The sequence below is a fragment of the Streptomyces sp. NPDC056480 genome (genome assembly GCF_042795405.1).
In the GTDB taxonomy this organism is placed as follows: Bacteria; Actinomycetota; Actinomycetes; order Streptomycetales; family Streptomycetaceae; genus Streptomyces.
Genome location: NZ_JBHTSA010000136.1, coordinates 1 through 21,355, shown reverse-complemented (window position 1 = coordinate 21,355; position 21,355 = coordinate 1). Strand labels below are relative to the sequence as shown.

Here is a 21,355-nt window from a genome sequence, read left to right as displayed (position 1 = left end):
CCCCGTGACGGGGCGGCCGGTCCGGCGCGTCGCGAGCGGGTCAGCCGGTGGAGTCGGGGCCCGCCAGCTGCTCGGCGAGTTCCCGCTCGCCGTCCTCGGACAGCGAGGTCTTGAGCACCGTCCCGCCGAACGGCTCCACGGCCGCGGCGAACCTGTCCTCGGCGACCGTCGAGGCCATGACCACGACGGCGGACGAACCGGGTGCCAGCAGCGACTGGACCTTGTCGCGGAACTTGTTGTCGACGCCCATCTGGTTCAGCTTGCCGATGAGTCCGCCGACGGCGGCACCGACCACACCGATCCCGGGCGTGAGGATGATCATGCCGAAGACCATGCCCCAGAGGGCGCCCGCGGTGGCCGAGAGGGCGGCCTCCCCCTTCCTTCTCGCCGGGGTGTCCACATGGGTCTTGCCGTCCGCGTCCACCGATACGACGGCGAGTCCGGTCAGCTCGATCGCGTGGCTGTCCCCGAGCTTCTGCACTTCGGCGAAGACCCTGTCGGCGACGGCGCGATCGTCGTAGCCGAGGACGATGAGTTCGGACATGCGGCTCTCCTCCTGTGTCAGTGCTGGCGTCAGTACCGCTGCGCCTTGGTGAGCCGCGGGGTCAGCACCGGCTCGGGGGGCTGCCGGCTGATGACCAACGGCTGCTGCCGTTCGCCCGGTTGGAGGTCCTCGACACCGACGAACTGCGTCTCGACGACCTTGCCCGAGGGGTCGAGGAAGTCGACCTGCACGGCGTAGGAGGCCTCCTCGTTCGTCTTGTTGGTGATGTTCAGGACGACCGTCAGCACTCCGCCCGTGTCCGCGCGGGGCTTGCCGGTCATCGCGACCTCGTCGAGCCCGTTGCCCGGGGCCGTCACGTCCTCCAGCTCGTCCTCGGCCTCCTGGCGCGAGCGCTCGACCGCCGCGCCGATGGACGCCTTGCGTTCGGCCTCCCGCGCGGAGGCCGAGGCCGCCGCGGAGGAGGCGGACGCGCGGGCGGACTCGACCGCTGCCGCGCCCGACGAGGCTACGGAGGAGGGCAGTTCGCCCGTGAAGCCGGCCGTGTCGGGGGCCGTGGGGCGCTCGCTGAAGGTGGGGCCGCCGGTGTCGTCGTTGCCGGTGTCGCAGGACACGAGGCCGGCCGCGCCGAGGGCCGTGACGACGACGGCCGCCGCCGCGCTCACCGCCCGTGCGCGGACCGCCCGTCTCGCGCGCGCCGATGTGGGGTTCACAGGATGCGTCCTCTTCTCGTGAGCGTTCGCCGTACCGTCGGTGTGCGGTCGGTGTGCGGTCGTGGTGCGGTAGGTGTGCGGTCGTGGTGCGGTCGTCGTCAGTAGCGCAGGACGCCGGCGATGCGGCCCATGTCGAGCAGGGTGTCGTCGCGGACGAACTGGACCTCGGCACCGGTGTCGAGGGCCCGCTCGACGATCTCGTCGACCATGTCGTCCCGTGACCCGGGCTCGGCGGGCTCGGCGGGCTCCAGATGGCCGCCCTCGTCCCGTACGACGGTCCGGTAGTGGTCCTCGACGGCGAGCAGCCTGATCCGGCCCTCCTTCACGGCCTGCCAGACCTCGTCGATGCCGCCGGCGAACTCGCGGCGTCCCCGGGCGGCGTCGAGTTCGGCCAGGACGGTGGTCGCGGCGGCGTTCTCGCGGGCGACGCGGGCCGGTTCGACGGCCTCGTGGACCGCGCTGGCAGGTCCCTTCGCAAGCCCTCCGTGGTGGACGGGGGTCGCGCCCGGCTGGAGCGGTCCGGTGTCCTCGAGCAGCGCGAGGGCTGCGGGTTCGCCGATCACGTACAGCGGGCGCGGCGCCGAGGCGAGGACGGCGCGCAGGGCCGTGTGGGCCTCGCGCAGGAACTGGCGGGTGGCCTCGTCCTGGAAGGTGCTGGGCAGGTCGCCGATGCGCTCCTTGCGCTCCGCGTCCGGGTCTTCGAGGCTGCGGGTGAGCGGGAAGCCGTCCCCGGTGTGCTCGGTGACCCGCTCGGGGCTGCCGCTCCACAGCGAGACGCGGTCGGCCGAGACCGCGAGCGCCCAGGAGGGCTGCTCGGCGGCCTGGGCGGCGACGAGGTTCCGGGTGAGGAAGGTGTCGGCGATGACGACGCGCTCGGGGACCGACCGGGCCACCGTCCACACGTAGTGCTCCCCCGGGGCCACGAAGACGACCAGGCCGTCCTCGGCGTGCGCGAGGTCCGTCTCGGCCACCGCACGGCTCAGCTGGTCCATGACGTCGGCGCGCCGTTCGCGGGTCACCCCCGGGTCGTCCTGGATCGCCTTCTCCGCCGCGGCCACGAGGTTGCGGAGCCGTACGGGGTCCTGGGTGTTGTCGGGCTCGCGGCGATGGGTGGGCATCACGAGGGACACGGCGGGGTACGGGCGGGGCTGTCGCAGCTTCGCGAGTACGTCGCTGCTGAGCGCGGGGTCCATGGGGAAGCCTTCCTGACGAATTCCGGCGGTTCCGCGGTGGGGCGGCCGGCTACTGGGGGCCGGCGAGCTGCTCGGCCAGTTCCTTCTCGTCCTCGTCGCTGAGCGAGGTCTTGAGGACGGTGCCGCCGTGGGGCCGCATGGCCACGGTGAACTTGTCGTCGGTGACCTTCGAGGCCATGATCACGACGGCGGCCGAACCGGGCTTGAGGAGGTCCTCCACCTGCTGGCGGAACCGGTCGTCGACGCCGGACTTGCTGATCTTCCCGACGAGGCCGCCGAGGGCGGCTCCGGTCAGGAGTCCCACGCCGGGAAGCAGGAAGAGAAGGCCGAAGATGGCTCCCCAGACGGCACCGGAGGCGGCGGAGACACCGACGACGCGGCTGTCGGTGTCGACGTGGGTGCTGCCGTCCGCGTCGACGGAGACGATCGCGAGACCGTTGAGGTGCACGACGTAGTCGCGCTGCAGCTCCTGCACCGTGTCGTACGCCTGCTCGGCCACCTTGGGGTCGTCGTATCCGATGACGATGAGCTCAGCCATTCCCGCCTCCTGGGAGAAGGGGCCATGAAGTGTCATCGTGTCCCGATATGTCCACCCTCGCGACTCGGTGTTCCCCTCAACGGGCGTACGGGGTGCACACGGGCGCGCGACCGCGCGACCCGGCGGTCGGCGGGGGTCGGTTTGCGCGGGCGCCGGCGGTCGGCGGGGGCCGGGCGGCGCGGCCGGCGGTGGTCGGCGGGAGCCGGATGGCGCGGCCGCCGGCGGTCGACGGGAGCCGGATGGCGCGGCCGCCGGCGGTCGACGGGAGCCGGATGGCGCGGCCGCCGGCGGTCGGTGGTCGTCCCGGTCGTCCGGGCTACGCCTGGTTCAGCGAGGCCAGCTCCACGTCCACGGCCTCCCGCAGCAGCGTGCGCGCGTGGTCGATCGCGATGCCGCCGCTCAGCCAGCGCATGCTCAGGCCCTCAAGGAGGGCGGTGAGCCGTTCCGCGGCGGCGGCGAGCCCGGCCGCCGGCGCCATCGGCTGCACCTGACCCAGGAGCGCGGCCACTTCCTGCACCCAGATCAGGGTCGCCCGCGCAAGGTCCTCGCGCAGGACCGGGTCGAAGACGGCGCTCGCCCGGAGCTCTCCCCAGGCCGAGCTGTTCTCCCGCACCTCCGGCGTGTCCTGGAGTTCCAGGAGGAGGACCTCGTCGAGTTCCTCGCGGGCACCGAGGGGCTCCGCGTCCGGGTCGCGCTCCGTGGTGTACCGCTCGGCGCGGTCGTTGATGAACTCGAGGGTGTGCCGCAGGATCCCGGTCCGGTCCTTGAAGTGGTAGTAGATCAGGCCGGTGGAGACCCCGGCCTCCGCGGCGAGCTCCTCCACGCGCAGGCCACGCACCCCGCGCCGGGCGATCACCCGGGCGGCCGCTTCCAGGATCTGAGTACTGCGAGACGACATGCCCCGAACCCTATCCGCTCCCCTCCTCGGGCCGTCCGGCCGTCCAGCTGTCCCGCCTTCCAGTCGTCCAGCCGGGTTCGCCGGCCGGGGGCGCAGCCCTCCCCGCCCGTCCGGGTCCCTGCCCGATCACGTGGCTGACCTGCTTTTCAGCCCACACGGCCCGCGAGTCGCCGCGCCGGGGCCCCTGAGACCGGCACCGACAGGGTGGGCCCGGGCGCGCCATGCCCTCCACGCGCTTGACTGAAAATCCAGTCAGTGTCAGAGTGGCGCCACGGCCCGCCCCCACTCACGTCCGGGTGACCCGACCGTCTCCTCGCGCCGGTCACCCGTGTGAAGCCCAGGCCCGCGAATCCGCCACGCCGCGCGCGTTTCGTCACGATCCGCCCGCCGCCGCTGGATAGTCTCGCCAGCCCATGATCGGAGCACAGCGTGTCCCACCCCTCTCCCACCCGCCGCACGACCCTGCGCGCCTTCGCCGGCATCGGTGGTGCCCTCGCCTTCGGAGCCGCGGGCTGCGGCCCCGGCGACTCCACGTCGGCCGGTGCCACCGGCGCCTCCACCCGCCCGGCCACCGGCTCGGCCCGCCCCGCCTCCGAGGGCGGCGAGCGCCGCTTCGGCGCCGAGTGGGACAGCCACACCCGTACGTTCATGTCGTGGCCCGCGCTCGCCTCCGTCTGGGGGGACGACCTGCCCTACGTACGCGAGGACATCGCCCGTATCGCCCGTGCCGTCGCCGAGTACGAGGCCGTCGTCATGATGGCCCGGCCGGCCCAGGTCGCCGACGCGCAGCGCGCGTGCGGCTCGCAGGTCGAGGTCATCGCGATGCCGGTCGACGACCTGTGGGCCCGGGACACCGTGCCCGTCTTCGTCGAGGACGGCGACGAGCTCATCGGGGTGGACTTCAACTTCAACGGCTGGGGCAACAAGCAGGAGCACACCAACGACTCCCAGGTGGGCCGGCTGCTGCTCCGCAAGTACGGCATCCCCCGCGAGGTGGCACCCCTCGTCGCCGAGGGCGGCTCCTTCGAGACCGACGGCGAGGGCACCCTCCTCGTCACCGAGAGCTCGATCGTCAACGACAACCGCAACCGGGGGAAGACCCGGGACCAGATCGAGGACGAGCTCATCGAGACCCTCGGCGTCGAGAAGGTGGTCTGGCTGGCGGGCGTCCGCGGCGAGGACATCACCGACGCGCACGTGGACAGCCTCGTCCGGTTCACCGCCCCCGGCGTGGTCCTCCTGGACCAGGCGTTCCCCGGCTCTCCCCCGGACTCCTGGTCCCGCTCCGCCGACCAGGCCCGCTCGGTCCTGGAGAAGGCGACCGACGCGCGCGGCCGGCGCTTCGAGATCATCGACCTGCCGCAGCCCGACCTCGACCGGATCACCGGCGAGGGCGACGACTTCGTGTCCACCTACGCCAACTTCTACATCGCCAACGACTCGGTGTTCATGCCCAGGTTCGGTGACCGGGCGGCCGACGACCGTGCCCGGGGCATCCTCCAGGACCAGTTCCCCAAGCGGGAGGTCGTACAGGTGCAGATCGACACCATCGCGTCCGGTGGCGGCGGCATCCACTGCGCGACCCACGACCAGCCGGGCAAGCCCGCCGCCTGACCCACCCGCCGCCCCTCGCCACCCCGTCTCCTCCCTCCCCCTCCCCTTCTCCCCCACCCCTCTCCCCCTCGCCCTTCCCCCCTTCCCTCTTCCCTCATCCCTCTTCCCCTGGAGCACGTGCGTGTCCGTCAACCGGCGTCAACCACGGTCCCCCGGCGGGCCGCTGAGCGTGGGACTCGTGCTCCTGGCCGTCGCGGTGGCCGCTCTCTGCGGACTCTGGCTCCAGTTCGGCGAGCGTCAGGACCTGGACACCCGCTACACCGCCGGAGGCCAGGCTCCCGACCGGATCGACATCGACGCCTCCGTGCAGCGCGTCGACGCCGCCGGCCGGGAGCTCGTCCTGCGGGTCCTCGTCACTCCCCGCGGCGAGCTCGCGGAGGCGGGCGGCATCTCTCCCGCCGAGAACCTCACGCTCCAGACCTCGTCGTCGGTACGCGGGGACCTCACGTTCCCCGCCCACAGCCGGATCGCGACCGTCGACGTGCCCGTCACGCTGACCGGCGGCCCGATCACGGACTATCCGTTCGACGCGTACGAGACGGACATGGAGTTCGGCGCCGTGCAGGGCGGCGAGAGCGTCCCGGTCCGCATGACGCTGACCAACCGGGACGCCCTGTTCTCGCTCGCCGTCGACACCTCGGAGATCAAGGGTGCCGCCGTGTTCTCGGCGGAGGTGGCCCGTTCCCGCAGCGTGCTCGTGTTCTCCGCGTTCATGATGCTGGCGATGTGGGCGCTCGCCGTCGCCGTCCTCATGGGCGGCTGGCACCTCGTGCGGCGGCGCATGGGACTGACCTGGCCGGCGCTCGGCTGGATGGCGGCCACGCTGTTCGCCCTGGCCGCCTTCCGGAACACCGCCCCGGGGGCGCCGCCCATCGGCAGTCTCCTCGACTACCTGGCGTTCTTCTGGGCCGAGACGCTCATCGCGTTCTGCGTGATCGTGGTGGTCGTCCGGGCCGTACGGGCGGAGGGCCCGCCGCCGCCGCGCGGCGCGCCCGGCTCCTGACGCGACCCCCGAGGCACAGCCGGCTCCCGGACGCGCCCCCCGAGGCACGCCCGGCTCCCGGACGCGAACCCGTGCGGGCGCGCCCGGGGGACCTGCGCCGGCCGTCCCGTGACGCGTCCGGTCGGCGCTGTCGTCTGCCCCACATGGGCGGGTCTCGCGCGGGCCCCGGAGTGTTCGCTCCGGGTGGCCCACCCGCCCGGACATAGTGCGGGGCATGACGCACACCCCCCTCCTCTCGCGCACGCGCACGCGTGCGCGGTCCCGCGGAGCTCTGCTCTGCGCCGCTCTTCTCGCCCTCACCGTCCAGACGACGGCCGTGGCACCCGCGCTCGCCGAGGGTCCCGGCGGCCGCGGCGGGTCCGACTGCGTGCGGACCGAGGGCCGCCTCGACGGCAGGGCCCGCAAGGTCCTGGACATCACCCGCAAGGCCAAGAAGGACCTCCGGCTGAACGCCGTGCAGGTGCGGGTCACGGTCGACGGGCGCGAGGTTCTCACGGACGCGCTCGGCGAGTCCATGACCGGCGTCCCGGCCGAGCCGGGCATGCACTTCCGCGCGGGCTCCGTGGCCTTCGCCCACATCTCGACGGCCCTCCTCAAGCTGGTCGAGGAGCGGCGGGTGCGGCTCGACGACACCGTGGAACGCTGGCTGCCCGACCTGCCCAAGGCGGACCGGATCACGCTGCGCATGCTGGCGTCCAACACCACGGGCCTCCACGACTACGTCACCGACCCGGAGTTCCTGACGGAGCTGGAGGCCCACCCCTTCCGGGCGTGGACCCCCGAGCAGCTGGTCGCGTACCCGCTCCGCCACTCCTTCTGGTACGAGCCGGGGACGAGCTGGAGCTACTCCCACGCCAACTACGTCTACCTGGTCGAGGCGCTGGAGAAGATCACCGGCGTACGGATCGACCGCCTGGTGCGGGAGAAGGTCACGGGGCCGCTGGAGCTGCGGAACACGCAGAACAACTTCACGCCCGAGATCCCGCGCCCCGTGCTGCACGCCTTCACGTCGGACCGCGGAATCTACGAGGAGTCCACGTTCTGGAACCCGTCGTGGACCACGGCGCCCGGTGCCGTGATCACCACCGACATCTGTGACCTGGGGCGCTCGGCGCAGGCCATCGGCAGCGGCGAGCTCCTCTCGCCCCGCTCGTACCGCACCCTGCTCAACCCGGGCACGGTCGGACTCGGCGGCGGGAGCGCAACCTGTCCCGCGACGATCTGTCTGAAGCAGACCGAGGCGGCCCACTTCGGTCTCGGTGTCATCGTGGTCAACGGCTGGATCGTGCAGAACCCGTCGTTCTCGGGATACGCCGCCATCCAGGCGTACCTTCCGTCCGAGCGTCTGGCCATCGCGGTCTCGGCGACCAAGACGGCGACCACGCCCGACGGCAACCAGGCCGAGGTGGTCGCCGAGCGGATCGCGGCCGCGCTCGCCCCGGGGGACCCGCTCGGGATCAGCTGATCCCCAGAACGCGTGACCCGAACCGCATGCCCTGGCCGCATGCCCCTGGCGCGACCCGGACCGCATGCCTGTCCGCATGCCCCCGGTCCGCATGCCCCCTGGCCGCGTGAGCCGGGTCGCGTGACCCCGACCGCATGACCCGGGCCGTGGGGGGGCGCCCCCCCCCCCCCCGGGGCGGCGGCGGCCCCCCCGGCGGCGCCGCGGCGTCTCGTCAGACCGTCGGCCCCGGACCGGCTGACCTCACCCGGGCAGGAACCGGGCCAGGGCCCGGTCGAGCCCGGTGACCCACTCCTCGACCCTGGCCGCCCGGCGGCCGTCGATCTCGCAGAGGTAGCTGGTGCCGCCGTAGAGGTCGACGGCGATCCGCAGCGACCGGCCGCGCCGGGTCCGCTCGTACCGTACGGCTCCGATCTCGGCCCAGGTGAACTCCGCCTCGTCGTCGAGCAGTTGGAGGCAGATTCCGGCACCGTCCACGACGATCCCGTACACGCTGTCGGCGGCCACGAAATCCGGCGCAGGCTGCGGGGGCGCGACGGGCGGCGGCGGGACGAAGAAGGTGGGGGTGGGCGGCCCGAACCCCGGCGGAACCGAGTCGTGCGGAGCCGGCGGCGCGTACGGCGACGGGACCGCGGCCTGCGGCGGCACGGGGGTCGACGGGACCGCACCCCGCGGCGGCACCGGGGTCGACGGTGCGACGCCCCACGGCGGTCCGTACGACGGCGGGATCGAGTTCCCCGGCGGGATCGACTCTTGCGGCGGGATCGAGTCCTGCGGTGGGACCGCGCCCCGCGGCGGGCCGAACCCCGGCGCGACCGGGTGGCGCGGCGTCGCGGGCGCGTCGAGGACCGTCGGCGGCGGCACCGCCCCCGCCCCGTCCCGCGTCGCCCCCGCCAGCACGTCCAGGATCTCCTCCGGCGTCGGTCGTCCGGCCGGGTCCTTCGCGAGGCAGCGGCCCACGAGCCCGCGCAGGGACTCCGGCACGGAGGCGAGGTCCGGGTCCTCGTGGACCGCGCGGTACATGAGGCCCATCGGCGTGCCGTCCCCGAAGGGGCGGCCGCCCGCCGCGGCGACCAGCACCGCGCCCAGCGCGAAGACGTCCGCCGCGCCCGTGACCTCCTCGCCGAGGGCCTGTTCGGGGGCGAGGTAGCCGGGGGTGCCGAAGGCGGAACCGGTGGCGGTGAGCCGGGTCGACTCCAGCGCGCGGGCGATGCCGAAGTCGAGGACGCGGGGTCCGTCGGGGGCCATGACGATGTTGCCGGGCTTGAGGTCGCGGTGGACGAGCCCGCAGGCGTGGATGGCTTCGAGGGCCTCGGCGAGCGCGGCACCGAGCGAGCGCAGCCGTCCCTCGTCCATCGGGCCGTCGGCGGTGACGAGCGCCGAGAGGGTGGGGCCGGGGATGTAGGCGGTGGCGAGCCAGGGCGCCTCGGCCTCGGGGTCGGCGTCGACGACCTGCGCGGTGTGGAAGCCGCCGACCTGCCGGGCCGCGGCGACCTCGGCACGGAAGCGCGCGCGGAAGGAGGGATCGGAGGCGAGTTCCGGCCGGGCCACCTTGACGGCCACGGCGCGCCCGCCGCGCGATCGGGCCAGATAGACGGTGCCCATGCCGCCTTCGCCTAGCTTGTGCTCGATGACGTATCTACCGATGAGGGTCCCCACCGGGACAGTATGGCCGAACTCCCCATCTTGACCGGGCCATGACACAGCCTCACCATGTGGCCGAACACAGAACACCGAACACAGAACACCCGCACGCGCTTGTCGCACCCCCCACCCTCCCCACCCAGGAGACAGCATGCGACGTCCTCTCCGCGGCAGAAGGGCCGCCACCCTCGCGGCCCTCGTGGCGCTCGCCCTCGCGGCGCCCCTGTCCGCCCTCACGACACCCGCCGGGGCCGACCCGTCGTCGGCCGCCGCCCGGATCGCCGTCGGCGCCGACGAGGTGATCCGGCAGTACGAGGTCGCCGGACCCTCCACCCCGGCCGCCCGGAGCGCACTGACCGCCACCGGCGTCTCGATCGACGAGGTCGACGCCAGGTCGGTCGTGGTCAGCGCCAACGCCGAACAGCTGAGGAACCTGAAGGCGCTCGGCTACAAGCCGGTCGCCCTGCCCGGCCCGCCGAACAGGACCGCCGAGGGCGGCAAGGCGGCCGGCCCGCTCGACTTCCCCTCCGCCGACGCGAGGTACCACAACTACGCGGAGATGAACGCGGAGATCGACCAGCGGCTCGCCGCCTACCCCTCGATCATGCGCAAGCAGGTGATCGGGAAGTCGTACCAGGGCCGGGACATTGTCGCCATCAAGATCAGCGACAACGTCGCCACCGACGAGGCCGAGCCCGAGGTCCTCTTCACCCACCACCAGCACGCCCGCGAGCACCTCACCGTCGAGATGGCGCTGTACCTCCTCCGGGAGCTCGGCGCGGGGTACGGCAGCGACTCCAGGATCACCAACGCCGTGAACGGCCGCGAGATCTGGATCGTCCCCGACCTCAACCCGGACGGCGGCGAGTACGACATCGCGAGCGGCTCCTACCGCAGCTGGCGCAAGAACCGTCAGCCCAACTCCGGCTCCTCGTACATCGGTACGGACATGAACCGGAACTGGAACTACAAGTGGGGCTGCTGCGGCGGCTCCTCGGGCTCCAAGAGCTCCGAGACGTACCGCGGCACGGCCCCCGAGTCCGCCCCCGAGGTCAAGGTCGTCGCCGACTTCGTCCGCTCCCGGGTGGTCGGCGGCAAGCAGCAGATCACCGCGGCCATCGACTTCCACACGTACAGCGAGCTCGTGCTCTGGCCCTTCGGCTGGACCACGGCCAACACCGCGCCGGGCATGACGCTCGACGACCGGAACGCCTTCGCCGCGGTCGGCGGCAAGATGGCGGCCAGCAACGGCTACACGCCCGAGCAGTCGAGCGACCTCTACATCACGGACGGGTCCATCGACGACTATCTGTGGGGCTCGCAGCGGATCTTCGCGTACACCTTCGAGATGTACCCGTCCTCGTCCGGCGGCGGCGGCTTCTACCCGCCCGACGAGGTCATCGAGCGCGAGACGAGCCGCAACCGCGACGCCGTCCTCCAGCTCGTGGAGAACGCCGACTGCATGTACCGCTCGATCGGCAAGGAGGCGCAGTACTGCGCGGCCTGACGGTCCGTACGTGAACGGGGGGGGCGCCCCGGCGGGAACCACCGCCGGGGCGCCCTCGCGCGCGAGGACCGGAGACCGGGCGCCCCGCAGCACGGTCCGGCCGCTCAGACGAAGAGGCTCAGCAGGGCCGCCGCCCCGAAGCCGGCCAGGGAGAGCACCGACTCCAGCACCGTCCAGGACTTGAGGGTGTCCCGTTCGGTGATGCCGAAGTACTTGGAGACGATCCAGAAGCCGCCGTCGTTGACGTGCGAAGCGAAGATCGAGCCGGCCGAGATCGCCATGATGACGAGGGCCAGGAAGGCCTGCGAGTGGTCACCGCCCTCGACCAGGGGCAGCACGATGCCGGCCGTGGTCACGATGGCGACCGTCGCCGAGCCCTGGGCGACGCGCAGCACCAGGGAGATGAGGTAGGCGAGCACGATGACGGGGAGACCGACGTCGTGGAAGGTGTCGGAGAGCGCCTGGGCGACGCCGCTCACCTTCAGGACCGCGCCGAAGACCCCGCCCGCGCCGACGACGAGCAGGATGTTGCCGACCGGCTTGAGGGAGGAGGTGGACACCTGCTCCAGGGACTTCCGGGACCAGCCGCGCCGGATGCCGAGCAGCCAGTACGCGAGGAAGAGCGCGAGCGTCAGCGCGACGAAGGGGTTGCCGAAGAACTCGATCACGGAGCGGAGGGTGGACTCGTCCAGGGCGATGGAGGAGAAGGTCGCGGCGAGGATGAGGACCAGCGGCGTGCCGATGATGAGGAGCACGGTGGAGAGCGCCACGGGCGCCTCGGTGCCGCCGGTCCGCTCGGCGGCGACCTTGGCCCTGGCCTCGTCGGCGGCCTCGACCATGTCCTGCGGGACCGCGACGAAGAGCCGGCGGCCGATCCAGCCGGCGTACGCCCAGGCCGCGAGCACGGCGGGGACGCCGACGAGGACGCCCATCAGGATGACCCAGCCCAGCGAGACGTGCAGGAGGCCGGCGGCGGCGACCGGGCCGGGGTGCGGCGGCAGGAAGGCGTGGGTCATGGAGAGGCCCGCGAGCAGCGGCATGGCGTAGAGCAGGATCGATTTGCCGGACCGCTTGGCGGCGGCGTAGACGATCGGTGCGAGGACGAAGATGCCGACGTCGAAGAAGACCGGGATGCCGAAGATGAGTCCGGTGAGGCCCATGGCGAGGGGGGCGCGCTTCTCGCCGAAGAGGCCGAGGAGACGGCTGCTCAGCACCTCGGCTCCGCCGGAGACCTCCAGGATCGCGCCGAGCATGGTGCCCAGGCCGATGATGATCGCGACGTGGCCGAGGATGCCGCCCATGCCGGTCTCGATGACGGAGGTGGCGGCGGACTTCTGGACGGTGCCGAAGAGTTCGGTGACGGAGAGCCCGGCGGCGAGGCCGACGCCGATGGAGACGGCGAGCAGCGCGACGAAGGGCTGGAGCCGGATCTTGATGATCAGCAGGAGCAGGACGGCGATGCCGAGGGCGGCGACGGTGAGCAGCCCGGCGGTGCCGGGTATCAGGTGGAGGAGTCCACCGGTGTGCGGGGGCGTGGCGGGGTTCATGGCGGGGGGAGGCCTCGCTTTTGGGTAGGGGGGAGCGCGGCACGGCGTTCCGGGGGAGAACGCCGTGCCGTGGAGCGGCTGGTTCAGGTGGATCGGTTCAGGTCCGTTCGGGCGCGTGGGCTCCGGCCGTGTGTGCCCGGGTCAGCCGAGGACGGCGAGGGCGTCGATCTCGATGAGGAGGCCCTCGGGCAGACCGACGTAGACGGTGGTGCGGGCGGAGGCGGGGGCCTTGAGGCCCTGCTCCTCGAAGTACTGGTTGTAGATCGCGTTCATCTCGGCGAAGTGGTCCACGTCCGTCAGGTAGACGCGCGTCATCATCACGTCGTCCCAGCTCGCGCCGCCCTCCTCCAGGATCGCCTTGACGTTGGCGAAGGTCTGGAGGGTCTGCTCGCGCAGGGTCGGTCCCGCGACGGTCGGGGCCTGGCCCTCGACGGCGGGCAGGAAGCCGACCTGGCCGGCGACCTGGAGGATGTTGCCCTTCCTCACGCCGTGCGAGAACTTCGCGGGCGGGGCGGTGTGGGTGGCGGGGGTGAGGGCGATCTTCTCGGTCGACTGGGCGGGGTTCTGGTCGGTCATGCGCTGTCCTTGCTCGGGGAGGTGCCGGAGTACTCCCGGCTGATGGTGTCCGCGGTGCGGCGCACCTGCGGGAGGAGGGAGAGGAGTTCCTCGGCCGTGACGACCACGTTGGGCGCCGAGACCGACATCGCGGCGACGACGCGCCCGTCGGCGCCGCGGATGGGCGCGCCGACGCAGTTGATGGACTCCTCGTGGCCACCGAGGTCGGTGGCCCAGCCCTGTTCGCGTACGGTCGCCAGCTCCTTGAGGAAGGCGGCGGCGTTCGGGGTCGAACGGGGCGTGTACGGGGGGTAGTCGAGCTTGCCGGCGAGGGCGCGGCGCTCGGGTTCCGGCAGGTCGGCGAGGAGCAGCTTGGCGACGGCGGCGACGGTGATCGCGACGGGCTTGCCGATGCGCGAGTACATGCGGACGGGGTAGCGGCTCTCGACCTTGTCGATGTAGAGGACCTCGCCCTCCTCGTAGACGGCGAGGTGGATCGTGTGGCCGATCCGTTCGTTGAGCGCGGCGAGGTGGGGGTGCGCGATCTCGCGGATGTCGAGGTTCTCGACGGCCTCCTGCGCGAGTGCGAAGAGGCGGGCGCCGAGCCGGTACCGCTGGTCCTGCTGGCGGTAGACGAGGCCGTGTTCGTGCAGGGTGCGCAGCAGCCGGAGGGCGGTGGACTTGTGGACGCCGAGGCGGTCGGCGACCTGTCCGAGGTCGGCGGGACCCTGTGCGAGCAAGGGCAGGATGCTGAGAGCCCGGTCGACGGTCTGGCTCATGGTGTACGTCCCTCCTGGTCGTCCCCCGTCCAGCCGGGGCCGAGCTGAAGTGTGCCCCAGGCGGTCGGGGCGAGGGCGGCGAGCCGGTCGGCGTGGGCGCGGCGGGGAGGTGCGGCCAGGTCGCCGGGGACGGTGAGGGCGGCGGCGGCCAGCAGGTGGCCGTGCCGGAGGCGGGCGGTGGCGTCGAGCCCGCGGAGGGTGGCGGAGAGGAATCCCGCGGCGAAGGCGTCTCCGGCGCCGACTGCGGCGACGACGTCGACGCGGGGGGCGGGCACGTGCACGACGGTGTCGGTTCCGGGGCCGGTGCGTTCGTGGACCGTCGCGCCGTCGGCGCCCCGTTTCACGACGAGGACGGCGGGTTCGGGGAGGGCCGCGCGGATCGCGGCGGGGTCGCCCAGGCCCCAGGCCTGTTCGGCCTCGTCGGCGCCGACGAAGACGAGGTCGGCGCGGCGGGCGAGTTCCAGGAGGACGGGGCCGGCGCTGGTGGCGCCGTCGCGCCACAGTCCGGGGCGGCAGTTGACGTCGAAGGAGACGAGGGGGCGGCCCGCCCGGGGCGCGGTGAGGGTGCGCATGAGGGCGAGGCAGTCGTCGGAGAGGGCCGCGGTGATGCCGGTGAGGTGGAGGACGCGGGCGTCGGCGACGGTCTCGTACGGCACGGTCGCGGGCGACATCGCGGAGGCGGCCGATCCGGCGCGGTAGTAGACGACCTCGTGGGCGTCGGTGGCGCGGTCGGCGGCGGTGCGGAAGTAGACGCCGGTGGGCCGCCGCGGGTCGCGGTCGACGGCGGTGACGTCGACGCCGTAGGAGCCGATGGTCTCGACGAGGTGGTCGCCGAATCCGTCCCGGCCGACCCGGCCGACCCAGCGGGTGCGGTGGCCGGCGGCGGCGAGGGCGCAGGCGACGTTGGACTCGGCACCGCCGATCGCGCGCTCGAAGGCCGGTACGTCGGCGAGGCGGCCCGGTCGGGAGGGAAGGAAGGTGACCATGGACTCGCCGAGGCACACGACATCCACGGGCGGTTCTCCGGCCACTCTGGCGCTCCCTTGCGACTCTCGCGGGGTCCATTGACCCGGCCTTGGCCCGGATGCTAGACAGCATTGAGCGACATACGCAATGGCTGTTGCACCCTTCGCAACGCTTCGATGAGGAGGCCTCATGCCCGACCTGGCGAACGAGCGCGTCGACCACCGCTTCAAGGCCCTGCCCCCGGACGCCGAGGGCCTGACCGTCGGCGAGCTCGCCGCCCAGCGGCGCAACCTCTTCACCGGCGGCTTCACCACCCCGGTCCTCGCCCTCTCCGCCGAGTCGGTGGAGCACAACCTCCGCCTCCTGGAGACGTACGCCGAGCGCCACGGCCTGGCCTTCGCCCCGCACGGCAAGACCTCCATGGCCCCGCAGCTCTTCGACCGGCAGCTGGCGCACGGCGCCTGGGGCATCACCGCCGCCCTGCCCCACCAGGCCCGCGTCTACCGGGCCCACGGCATCGCCCGGATCTTCCTCGCGAACGAGGTCGTCGACCCGGTCGCGCTCCGCTGGGTCGCCGGCGAGCTCGACGCCGACCCGGACTTCCGCTTCCTCTGCTACGTCGACTCCGTGCGCGGCGTCGAGCTGATGGACGGGGCCCTGCGCGCCGCGGGCGCCACCCGCCCCGTGGACGTCGTCGTCGAGCTGGCGGCCGGCGCGACGGGCCGTACGGGCGTAAGGACCGAGGAGGAGTGCGCGGCCGTCGCCGACGCGGTCGCGGCAGCCCCCACCCTGCGGCTCGTCGGCGTCGCCGGCTACGAGGGCACGATGCCCGGGGCCGACGGCGAGCGGGTCCGCGCGTGGCTGCACCGGCTGGTGGGGCTCGCGGCCGACTTCGACAAGGCCGGCCGCTTCGACCCCGCCCTCGGCGAGATCGTGGTGAGCGCGGGCGGCAGCGAGTGGTTCGACGCGGTCGCGGACGTGTTCGCGGAGATCCCCCAGCTCTCCCTGCCGGTTCTCAAGCTGCTGCGCTCCGGCGCGTACGTCTCGCACGACGACGGGCAGTACCGCGAGCGGACCCCCTTCAACCGGGTCCCGGAGGAGGGCGCCCTGGAGCCCGCGTTCCGCCTCTGGTCGCAGGTGGTCTCCCGGCCCACCCCGGAGCAGGCGTTCACCAACGCCGGCAAGCGCGACGCCGCCCACGACCTGCACCTCCCCGAGGCACAGGTGGTCCGCGACGCCCGTACCGGCGAGATCCGCCCCGCCGACGGCCTGACCGTCACCGGCCTCTCCGACCAGCACGCCTGGGTACGGACGGAGGAGGGCGCCGATCTGGAGGTCGGCGACTGGCTCGGCATGGGCCTGTCCCACCCCTGCACGATCTTCGACAAGTGGCAGCTGATCCCGCTGGTCGAGGCGGACGGCACGGTCGTCGACTACATCCGCACGTTCTTCTAGAAGGAGTCGGCATGGACCTCGTCTTCCGCGACGCGGAGGTCGTCGACGGCACCGGCGGCGCCTCCTACCGCGCCGACGTGGCGATCGACGGCGGCCGGATCGCCGCGATCGTGAAGGAGGGCGCGGCGGCGGGCTGCCAGCGCCCCACCGCCCGCCGCGTCGTGGACGCCGAGGGCCTCGTCCTCTCCCCCGGCTTCATCGACATGCACGCCCACAGCGACCTCGCGCTGCTCCGCGACCCGGACCACAGCGCGAAGGCCGCACAGGGCGTGACGCTGGAGGTGCTCGGCCAGGACGGCCTGTCGTACGCGCCGGTCGACGACCGCACGCTCGCCGAGGTACGGCAGGCGATCACCGGCTGGAACGGATCCGGCGACGACATCGACTTCGACTGGCGCACGGTCGGCGAGTACCTGGACCGCCTGGACCGGGGCATCGCCGTCAACGCCGCCTATCTGATCCCCCAGGGCACGGTCCGGATGTACGCCGTCGGCTGGGACGACCGCCCGGCGACGGAGTCCGAGCTGGACCACATGCGCCGGCTGGTCGCGGAGGGCATGGAGCAGGGCGCGGTCGGCATGTCCTCCGGCCTGACCTACACGCCCGGGATGTACGCGAAGGACGCCGAGCTCACGGAGCTCTGCCGGGTCGTGGCGGGGTACGGCGGCTACTACTGCCCCCACCACCGCTCGTACGGGGCCGGAGCCCTCGAGGCGTACGGGGAGATGGTGCGGCTCACCCGGGAGGCGGGCTGCGCCCTCCACCTCGCCCACGCCACGATGAACTTCGGCGTGAACGAGGGCAGGGCCCCCGAACTCCTCGCCCTCCTGGACGAGGCCCTGGACGCGGGCGCGGACATCAGCCTCGACACGTACCCGTACACACCCGGCTGTACGACCCTGGTGGCCGTGCTGCCGAGCTGGGCGAGCGAGGGCGGCCCGGAGGCGGTGCTCGCCCGCCTCCGGGACGACGGGACGGCGGAGCGCATCCGGCACCACCTGGAGGTCCTCGGCTCGGACGGCTGCCACGGCGTGCCGATGGACTGGGACACGATCGAGATCTCGGGAGTGTCCGAGGGGTCGCTCATGGACTGGGTGGGCCGCCGGGTCGACGGCTGGGCGACGGCCCGTCGGCTCCTCCTGGAGGACCGGCTCGGGACGACGATCCTCCAGCACGTGGGCCACGAGGAGAACGTCCGGACGATCATGCGGCACCGGGTGCACACGGGCGGCTCGGACGGCATCCTCCAGGGCCTGAAGCCGCACCCGCGCGCGTACGGCACGTTCCCGCAGTACCTGGGCCGGTACGTACGGGACCTCGGCGTCCTCACCCTGGAGGACTGCGTGGCCCACCTGACCTCCCGCCCGGCAGCCCGCCTGGGCCTGACCGACCGGGGTCTCGTCCGGGAGGGCCACCGCGCGGACCTGGTCCTGTTCGACCCGCGGACGGTGGGCGCGGGAGCGACGTACACGTCCCCCCGCACCCTCCCGACGGGAATCCCGCACGTCCTGATCAACGGCGAGTTCGTGATGGAGGACGGCAGCCGCACGGACGTCTTGGCCGGCAGATCGGTCCGCCGCGCCCGCTGAGCTGTGGGCCATCGTTCCGCAGGGCGGAACGGGTGGGCACACCGGAACGGCGCCCTCAGCGGCGCCCCGCCCCTACCGCCCGCTGCCCACGGGGTCGGCGCCCTCGAAAGCGCCGGCCCCGTCGGTCACCCCGCGCCAAGGCTCCCGCCGCACCCACCGAAGCCCCAGCCCCAGCACCACCCCGGCCACCACGAACCCGTACCAGGGCGTCCGCCCGTCCAGCGCCGTCTCGTACACGAGCGCCGCCGAGAGCACCGCGAGCACCTGCCCCGCCCGTCCCCGCCAGGCGACCGCCGCCACCACGGCCGTCCCCCAGAGCAGGTACCAGGGCTGCACCATCGGCGACAGCGCGACGAGCGCGACCAGCGAGAGCCCCAGCCCCAGCACCGGATCGAGCGCCCCGCGCCAGGCCCGCCACGCCAGCACCAGGATCAGCGCGACGGCGGCGAGGAGCCCGAGATTCTGCACGACCGCCTTGACCGGGTCGGGGTCGTCCCCGAGGAGCAGCCCGAGCCCGAGGCCGAGATCACTGCTCAGCGACAGCGCCGTGTGAATGGTCCCGGCCACGCTCTGCGTCCGCAGCCACCCGAACCCGGTCCCGGCGAGCACCGTCGCGAGCGCCGCCACGGCGCCCGCCACGAGCCCCGGCAGCACGAGTCCCTTCACCAGGCCCCGTACACCGCCGTCCCGCCGCGCGATCATCACGCCGACGAAGAGCAGCGCGACCGCCGCGGGCGACTTGACCGTCATCGCGAGGCCCACGAGGACGCATCCGAGCACCCACCGGCCCCGCACGGCGAGCAGCACGCCCGCCAGCATGAGCCCGATCATCAGGCCGTCGTTGTGCATGCCGCCGACGACGTGGACGAGGAGCAGCGGGTTGAGGGCGGCCAGCCACAGCGCCCCGTCGGGGCCCCCGCGTCCGCCTCCAAGACCCCGTACGGCCCAGACGATCAGGGCGAGCGCGCCGACCGCGAGCAGCCGCATGCCGAGCACGGCCGGGACGATCTCGCCCCCGGTCGCCCTCACGACCAGCTGCGCGAGGACGAGGAAGGCGGGGCCGTACGGCGCGGGGGTGTCGGTCCAGTGGCCGCCGACGCTCGCGGCCGCGTTCGCCCCGAGGTCGCCGGGCCCGAGGACGGAGGGCCCGCCGCCGTACACGTCGTGCCCTTCGAGGACCATGGCGCCCTGCGCGATGTAGCTGTAGACGTCCTTGCTGTAGAGCGGCGGGGCGAGCAGCAGCGGCCCGCTCCACCAGGCCAGGGTGGCGAGCACCCCGTGCCGTGCGCCCCGGGCGAGCAGCACGCCGTACCGCCACCAGGCGGCGACGAGCACCGTCAGGCCGAGGTACGCGAGGAGCGCGCCGGCGAGGGCGAGCGCGGAGCCGCGCGGCTCCCACAGCCCCCCGCCGCCGCGCACCGGCAGCGCCCCGGCGGCCCATCCGCCCACGGCGACGGCGAGCGACCCGGCCGCGCCGAGCCACCGGCACCCGGAAGCAGTCAGAACCCACATGACGGGCCAACCTATCCCGCCGGACGGAGGACCCCTATTCGGCGGTCCTCACCAGGGGAAAGCCCCGCCGCCACTCCCTCGCCCTGTCCGACGTGTCCCAAAACACGAAGCGTCCCGGCCGACCCGGCCGTAAGCTCTCGGCATGCAGGTGATCCAGTCCACGAAGCTCGCCAACGTCTGTTACGAAATCCGGGGTCCGGTGCTCGAAGAGGCGATGCGGCTTGAGGCCGCGGGTCATCGCATCCTCAAGCTCAACACGGGAAACCCGGCCGCCTTCGGCTTCGAGTGCCCGCCCGCCATCCTCGAGGACGTGCTGCGCAACCTCTCCGAGGCGCACGGCTACGGCGACGCGAAGGGGCTGCTCTCGGCCCGCCGCGCGGTGATGAGCCACTACGAGACCAAGGGCATCCCGCTCTCCGTCGAGGACATCTACCTCGGCAACGGCGTCTCCGAGCTGATCCAGATGTCGATGCAGGCGCTGCTCGACGACGGCGACGAGGTCCTCGTCCCGGCCCCGGACTATCCGCTGTGGACGGCGTCGGTCTCGCTCGCCGGCGGTACGGCCGTGCACTACCGCTGTGACGAGCAGGCGGACTGGATGCCGGACCTGGCGGACATCGAGCGGAAGATCACCGATCGCACGAAGGCGATCGTGATCATCAACCCGAACAATCCGACGGGCGCCGTCTACGACGACGAGATGCTCCGCTCCCTCACGGAGATCGCCCGCCGCCACGGCCTGGTCATCTGCTCGGACGAGATCTACGACAAGATCCTCTACGACGGTGCCACGCACACCCCCACCGCCGCGATCGCCCCCGACCTGCTCGTCCTGACCTTCAACGGGATGAGCAAGAACTACCGGGTGGCCGGTTTCCGCTCGGGCTGGCTGGCGGTCTGCGGCCCGAAGCACCACGCCTCCTCGTACATCGAGGGCCTCACGATCCTCGCGAACATGCGCCTCTGCGCGAACATGCCGGCGCAGCACGCGGTGGCCGCCGCGCTCCAGGGCCGGCAGTCGATCGAGGACCTGGTGCTGCCGGGCGGGCGGCTCCTGGAGCAGCGGGACACGGCGTACGAGCTGCTGACGCAGATCCCGGGCGTGACGTGTGTGAAGCCGAAGGGTGCGCTGTACCTGTTCCCGCGGCTCGACCCGAACGTCTACAAGATCAAGGACGACCGACAGATGGTCCTCGACCTGCTGCGGGCCGAGAAGATCATGGTGGTGCACGGGACGGGCTTCAACTGGCACGAGCCCGACCACTTCCGGATCGTCACGCTGCCGGCTGCGGCGGACCTGGCGGACGCGGTGACCCGGATCGGCCGCTTCCTGGACGGCTACAGCCAGCCGTAGCGCGCCATGGCCGGACCCCGCTCAACTTTAGACTGAATCTAAGCTAGGATGGCTCCAGAGCACTCAGGAGGCCGTCCCATGTACGAACCGATCCGCACGAAGTCGGTCCACCGGATGGCCGACGACGCCCACGACGCGTACCCGCACCGCTCCCGCGAGGAAGAGCTGGACATCCAGCTCGCCGGGCACCTCTCCGCCCTGCTCGCCGTCACCGACGAGCTCGGCGACACCGAGGCCGGCGAACTCATCGCCCGGCAGGTGGCGCGGCTGCGCGGCGCACCGCCCGCGCGGCACGCGGGTCTGAGCGGTTCCTCCGCGCCGGACCTGCACCGCAGGGCCCACGCCCTCGCGGGCCGCGCCCTGGTCGTCGCCGCCTCCCGGGCCGACACCGCCGCCGCGATCCTCGCCGCGGAGCGCATGGACGCGCACACCGCCGCGCTGGCCGGGGAACCCGCCCTGGCCGCGGCCGGCACCCCCTGACGGCCCCGGTCCGCCCCGCACACACAGCGCGGACCCGGCCCCAT

At 72.9% G+C, this 21,355-nt stretch carries 19 protein-coding genes; 8 read left to right on the top strand and 11 right to left on the bottom strand.

The features are described 5' to 3' along the window. Positions 1-40: 40 nt before the first annotated feature. From ACFQ79_RS35300 to ACFQ79_RS35280, 5 genes are all read right to left on the bottom strand, one after another. Complete coding sequence (locus ACFQ79_RS35300; protein ID WP_383591009.1) at positions 41-544, bottom strand: DUF1269 domain-containing protein; 504 nt, start codon at positions 542-544, stop codon at positions 41-43. 29 nt (positions 545-573) lie between these two features. Then, positions 574-1,215 (bottom strand): hypothetical protein, encoded by a 642-nt coding sequence (locus ACFQ79_RS35295; RefSeq protein WP_383591007.1) that lies wholly within the window; start codon positions 1,213-1,215, stop codon positions 574-576. 98 nt (positions 1,216-1,313) lie between these two features. After that, a complete protein-coding gene (locus tag ACFQ79_RS35290) occupies positions 1,314-2,408 on the bottom strand; it encodes a chemotaxis protein (protein WP_383591005.1) in 1,095 nt (364 codons plus the stop codon). Positions 2,409-2,457: 49 nt separating this feature from the next. Then, complete coding sequence (locus tag ACFQ79_RS35285) at positions 2,458-2,946, bottom strand: DUF1269 domain-containing protein (protein ID WP_383591004.1); 489 nt, start codon at positions 2,944-2,946, stop codon at positions 2,458-2,460. A gap of 316 nt (positions 2,947-3,262) precedes the next feature. Further along, positions 3,263-3,844: a TetR/AcrR family transcriptional regulator gene (locus ACFQ79_RS35280; RefSeq protein WP_383591002.1), complete on the bottom strand. Its 582-nt coding sequence runs from the start codon at positions 3,842-3,844 to the stop codon at positions 3,263-3,265. 429 nt (positions 3,845-4,273) lie between these two features. On the opposite strand from ACFQ79_RS35280, the gene ACFQ79_RS35275 reads away from it, so the two are divergent. The 3 genes from ACFQ79_RS35275 (at position 4,274) to ACFQ79_RS35265 (ending at position 7,926) form a co-directional block, all read left to right on the top strand. Continuing rightward, positions 4,274-5,458: an agmatine/peptidylarginine deiminase gene (locus ACFQ79_RS35275; RefSeq protein WP_383591000.1), complete on the top strand. Its 1,185-nt coding sequence runs from the start codon at positions 4,274-4,276 to the stop codon at positions 5,456-5,458. 121 nt (positions 5,459-5,579) lie between these two features. Next, positions 5,580-6,461, top strand: coding sequence for a DUF4436 domain-containing protein (locus ACFQ79_RS35270; RefSeq protein WP_383590998.1), 882 nt, complete (start codon positions 5,580-5,582; stop codon positions 6,459-6,461). 214 nt (positions 6,462-6,675) lie between these two features. Further along, positions 6,676-7,926: a serine hydrolase domain-containing protein gene (locus ACFQ79_RS35265; RefSeq protein WP_383590996.1), complete on the top strand. Its 1,251-nt coding sequence runs from the start codon at positions 6,676-6,678 to the stop codon at positions 7,924-7,926. Between the two features lie 240 nt (positions 7,927-8,166). On the opposite strand, the gene ACFQ79_RS35260 is transcribed toward ACFQ79_RS35265, so the two are convergent. Further along, positions 8,167-9,582, bottom strand: a complete 1,416-nt coding sequence (locus ACFQ79_RS35260) for a serine/threonine protein kinase (RefSeq protein WP_383590994.1) — start codon at positions 9,580-9,582, stop codon at positions 8,167-8,169. Between the two features lie 136 nt (positions 9,583-9,718). Here ACFQ79_RS35260 and ACFQ79_RS35255 point away from each other — a divergent pair, with 136 nt between their 5' ends. Next, positions 9,719-11,074, top strand: coding sequence for a M14 family metallopeptidase (locus ACFQ79_RS35255; RefSeq protein ID WP_383590993.1), 1,356 nt, complete (start codon positions 9,719-9,721; stop codon positions 11,072-11,074). A 104-nt stretch (positions 11,075-11,178) separates the two neighbouring features. Here the strand turns inward: ACFQ79_RS35255 and ACFQ79_RS35250 are convergent, their stop codons facing one another. The 4 genes from ACFQ79_RS35250 to ACFQ79_RS35235 all read right to left on the bottom strand — a co-directional run bounded on the left by ACFQ79_RS35250 (position 11,179) and on the right by ACFQ79_RS35235 (position 14,986). Next, positions 11,179-12,621, bottom strand: coding sequence for a GntP family permease (locus ACFQ79_RS35250; protein ID WP_383590991.1), 1,443 nt, complete (start codon positions 12,619-12,621; stop codon positions 11,179-11,181). Positions 12,622-12,762: 141 nt separating this feature from the next. After that, on the bottom strand, positions 12,763-13,197 hold the full coding sequence (locus ACFQ79_RS35245) for a RidA family protein (RefSeq protein ID WP_383590989.1): 435 nt from the start codon (positions 13,195-13,197) through the stop codon (positions 12,763-12,765). Further along, entirely contained in the window at positions 13,194-13,955 is a 762-nt protein-coding gene (locus ACFQ79_RS35240; protein WP_073909885.1) for an IclR family transcriptional regulator, read from the bottom strand. Before ACFQ79_RS35240 ends, ACFQ79_RS35245 begins: the two co-directional genes overlap by 4 nt. Then, entirely contained in the window at positions 13,952-14,986 is a 1,035-nt protein-coding gene (locus ACFQ79_RS35235) for a sugar kinase (protein WP_383590987.1), read from the bottom strand. Before ACFQ79_RS35235 ends, ACFQ79_RS35240 begins: the two co-directional genes overlap by 4 nt. Before the next feature lie 124 nt (positions 14,987-15,110). Between ACFQ79_RS35235 and ACFQ79_RS35230 the strand changes: the two genes are divergently transcribed. Both ACFQ79_RS35230 and ACFQ79_RS35225 read left to right on the top strand, forming a co-directional pair. Beyond that, positions 15,111-16,376: an alanine racemase gene (locus tag ACFQ79_RS35230; RefSeq protein ID WP_383590985.1), complete on the top strand. Its 1,266-nt coding sequence runs from the start codon at positions 15,111-15,113 to the stop codon at positions 16,374-16,376. An 11-nt stretch (positions 16,377-16,387) separates the two neighbouring features. Next, entirely contained in the window at positions 16,388-17,965 is a 1,578-nt protein-coding gene (locus ACFQ79_RS35225; RefSeq protein ID WP_383590983.1) for an amidohydrolase family protein, read from the top strand. Between the two features lie 72 nt (positions 17,966-18,037). Here ACFQ79_RS35225 and mptB read toward each other — a convergent pair whose 3' ends face one another. Next, entirely contained in the window at positions 18,038-19,477 is a 1,440-nt protein-coding gene (gene mptB / locus ACFQ79_RS35220; protein WP_383590981.1) for a polyprenol phosphomannose-dependent alpha 1,6 mannosyltransferase MptB, read from the bottom strand. A 142-nt stretch (positions 19,478-19,619) separates the two neighbouring features. Between mptB and ACFQ79_RS35215 the strand changes: the two genes are divergently transcribed. Next, the gene (locus ACFQ79_RS35215; protein ID WP_383590979.1) at positions 19,620-20,831 is read left to right on the top strand and encodes a pyridoxal phosphate-dependent aminotransferase; all 1,212 of its coding nucleotides are present in this window, start codon (positions 19,620-19,622) and stop codon (positions 20,829-20,831) included. Between the two features lie 78 nt (positions 20,832-20,909). After that, on the top strand, positions 20,910-21,311 hold the full coding sequence (locus ACFQ79_RS35210) for a hypothetical protein (RefSeq protein ID WP_209496577.1): 402 nt from the start codon (positions 20,910-20,912) through the stop codon (positions 21,309-21,311). The last annotated feature ends 44 nt before the right edge of the window (positions 21,312-21,355 follow it).

Bases quoted from the DNA above. Each gene is read 5' to 3' on its own strand.
- mptB (WP_383590981.1), bottom strand. From the start codon at position 19,477: ATGTGGGTTCTGACTGCTTCCGGGTGCCGGTGGCTCGGCGCGGCCGGG.
- ACFQ79_RS35300 (WP_383591009.1), bottom strand. From the start codon at position 544: ATGTCCGAACTCATCGTCCTCGGCTACGACGATCGCGCCGTCGCCGAC.
- ACFQ79_RS35225 (WP_383590983.1), top strand. From the start codon at position 16,388: ATGGACCTCGTCTTCCGCGACGCGGAGGTCGTCGACGGCACCGGCGGC.
- ACFQ79_RS35265 (WP_383590996.1), top strand. From the start codon at position 6,676: ATGACGCACACCCCCCTCCTCTCGCGCACGCGCACGCGTGCGCGGTCC.
- ACFQ79_RS35230 (WP_383590985.1), top strand. From the start codon at position 15,111: ATGCCCGACCTGGCGAACGAGCGCGTCGACCACCGCTTCAAGGCCCTG.
- ACFQ79_RS35215 (WP_383590979.1), top strand. From the start codon at position 19,620: ATGCAGGTGATCCAGTCCACGAAGCTCGCCAACGTCTGTTACGAAATC.
- ACFQ79_RS35255 (WP_383590993.1), top strand. From the start codon at position 9,719: ATGCGACGTCCTCTCCGCGGCAGAAGGGCCGCCACCCTCGCGGCCCTC.
- ACFQ79_RS35290 (WP_383591005.1), bottom strand. From the start codon at position 2,408: ATGGACCCCGCGCTCAGCAGCGACGTACTCGCGAAGCTGCGACAGCCC.
- ACFQ79_RS35285 (WP_383591004.1), bottom strand. From the start codon at position 2,946: ATGGCTGAGCTCATCGTCATCGGATACGACGACCCCAAGGTGGCCGAG.
- ACFQ79_RS35280 (WP_383591002.1), bottom strand. From the start codon at position 3,844: ATGTCGTCTCGCAGTACTCAGATCCTGGAAGCGGCCGCCCGGGTGATC.
- ACFQ79_RS35250 (WP_383590991.1), bottom strand. From the start codon at position 12,621: ATGAACCCCGCCACGCCCCCGCACACCGGTGGACTCCTCCACCTGATA.
- ACFQ79_RS35210 (WP_209496577.1), top strand. From the start codon at position 20,910: ATGTACGAACCGATCCGCACGAAGTCGGTCCACCGGATGGCCGACGAC.
- ACFQ79_RS35240 (WP_073909885.1), bottom strand. From the start codon at position 13,955: ATGAGCCAGACCGTCGACCGGGCTCTCAGCATCCTGCCCTTGCTCGCA.
- ACFQ79_RS35245 (WP_383590989.1), bottom strand. From the start codon at position 13,197: ATGACCGACCAGAACCCCGCCCAGTCGACCGAGAAGATCGCCCTCACC.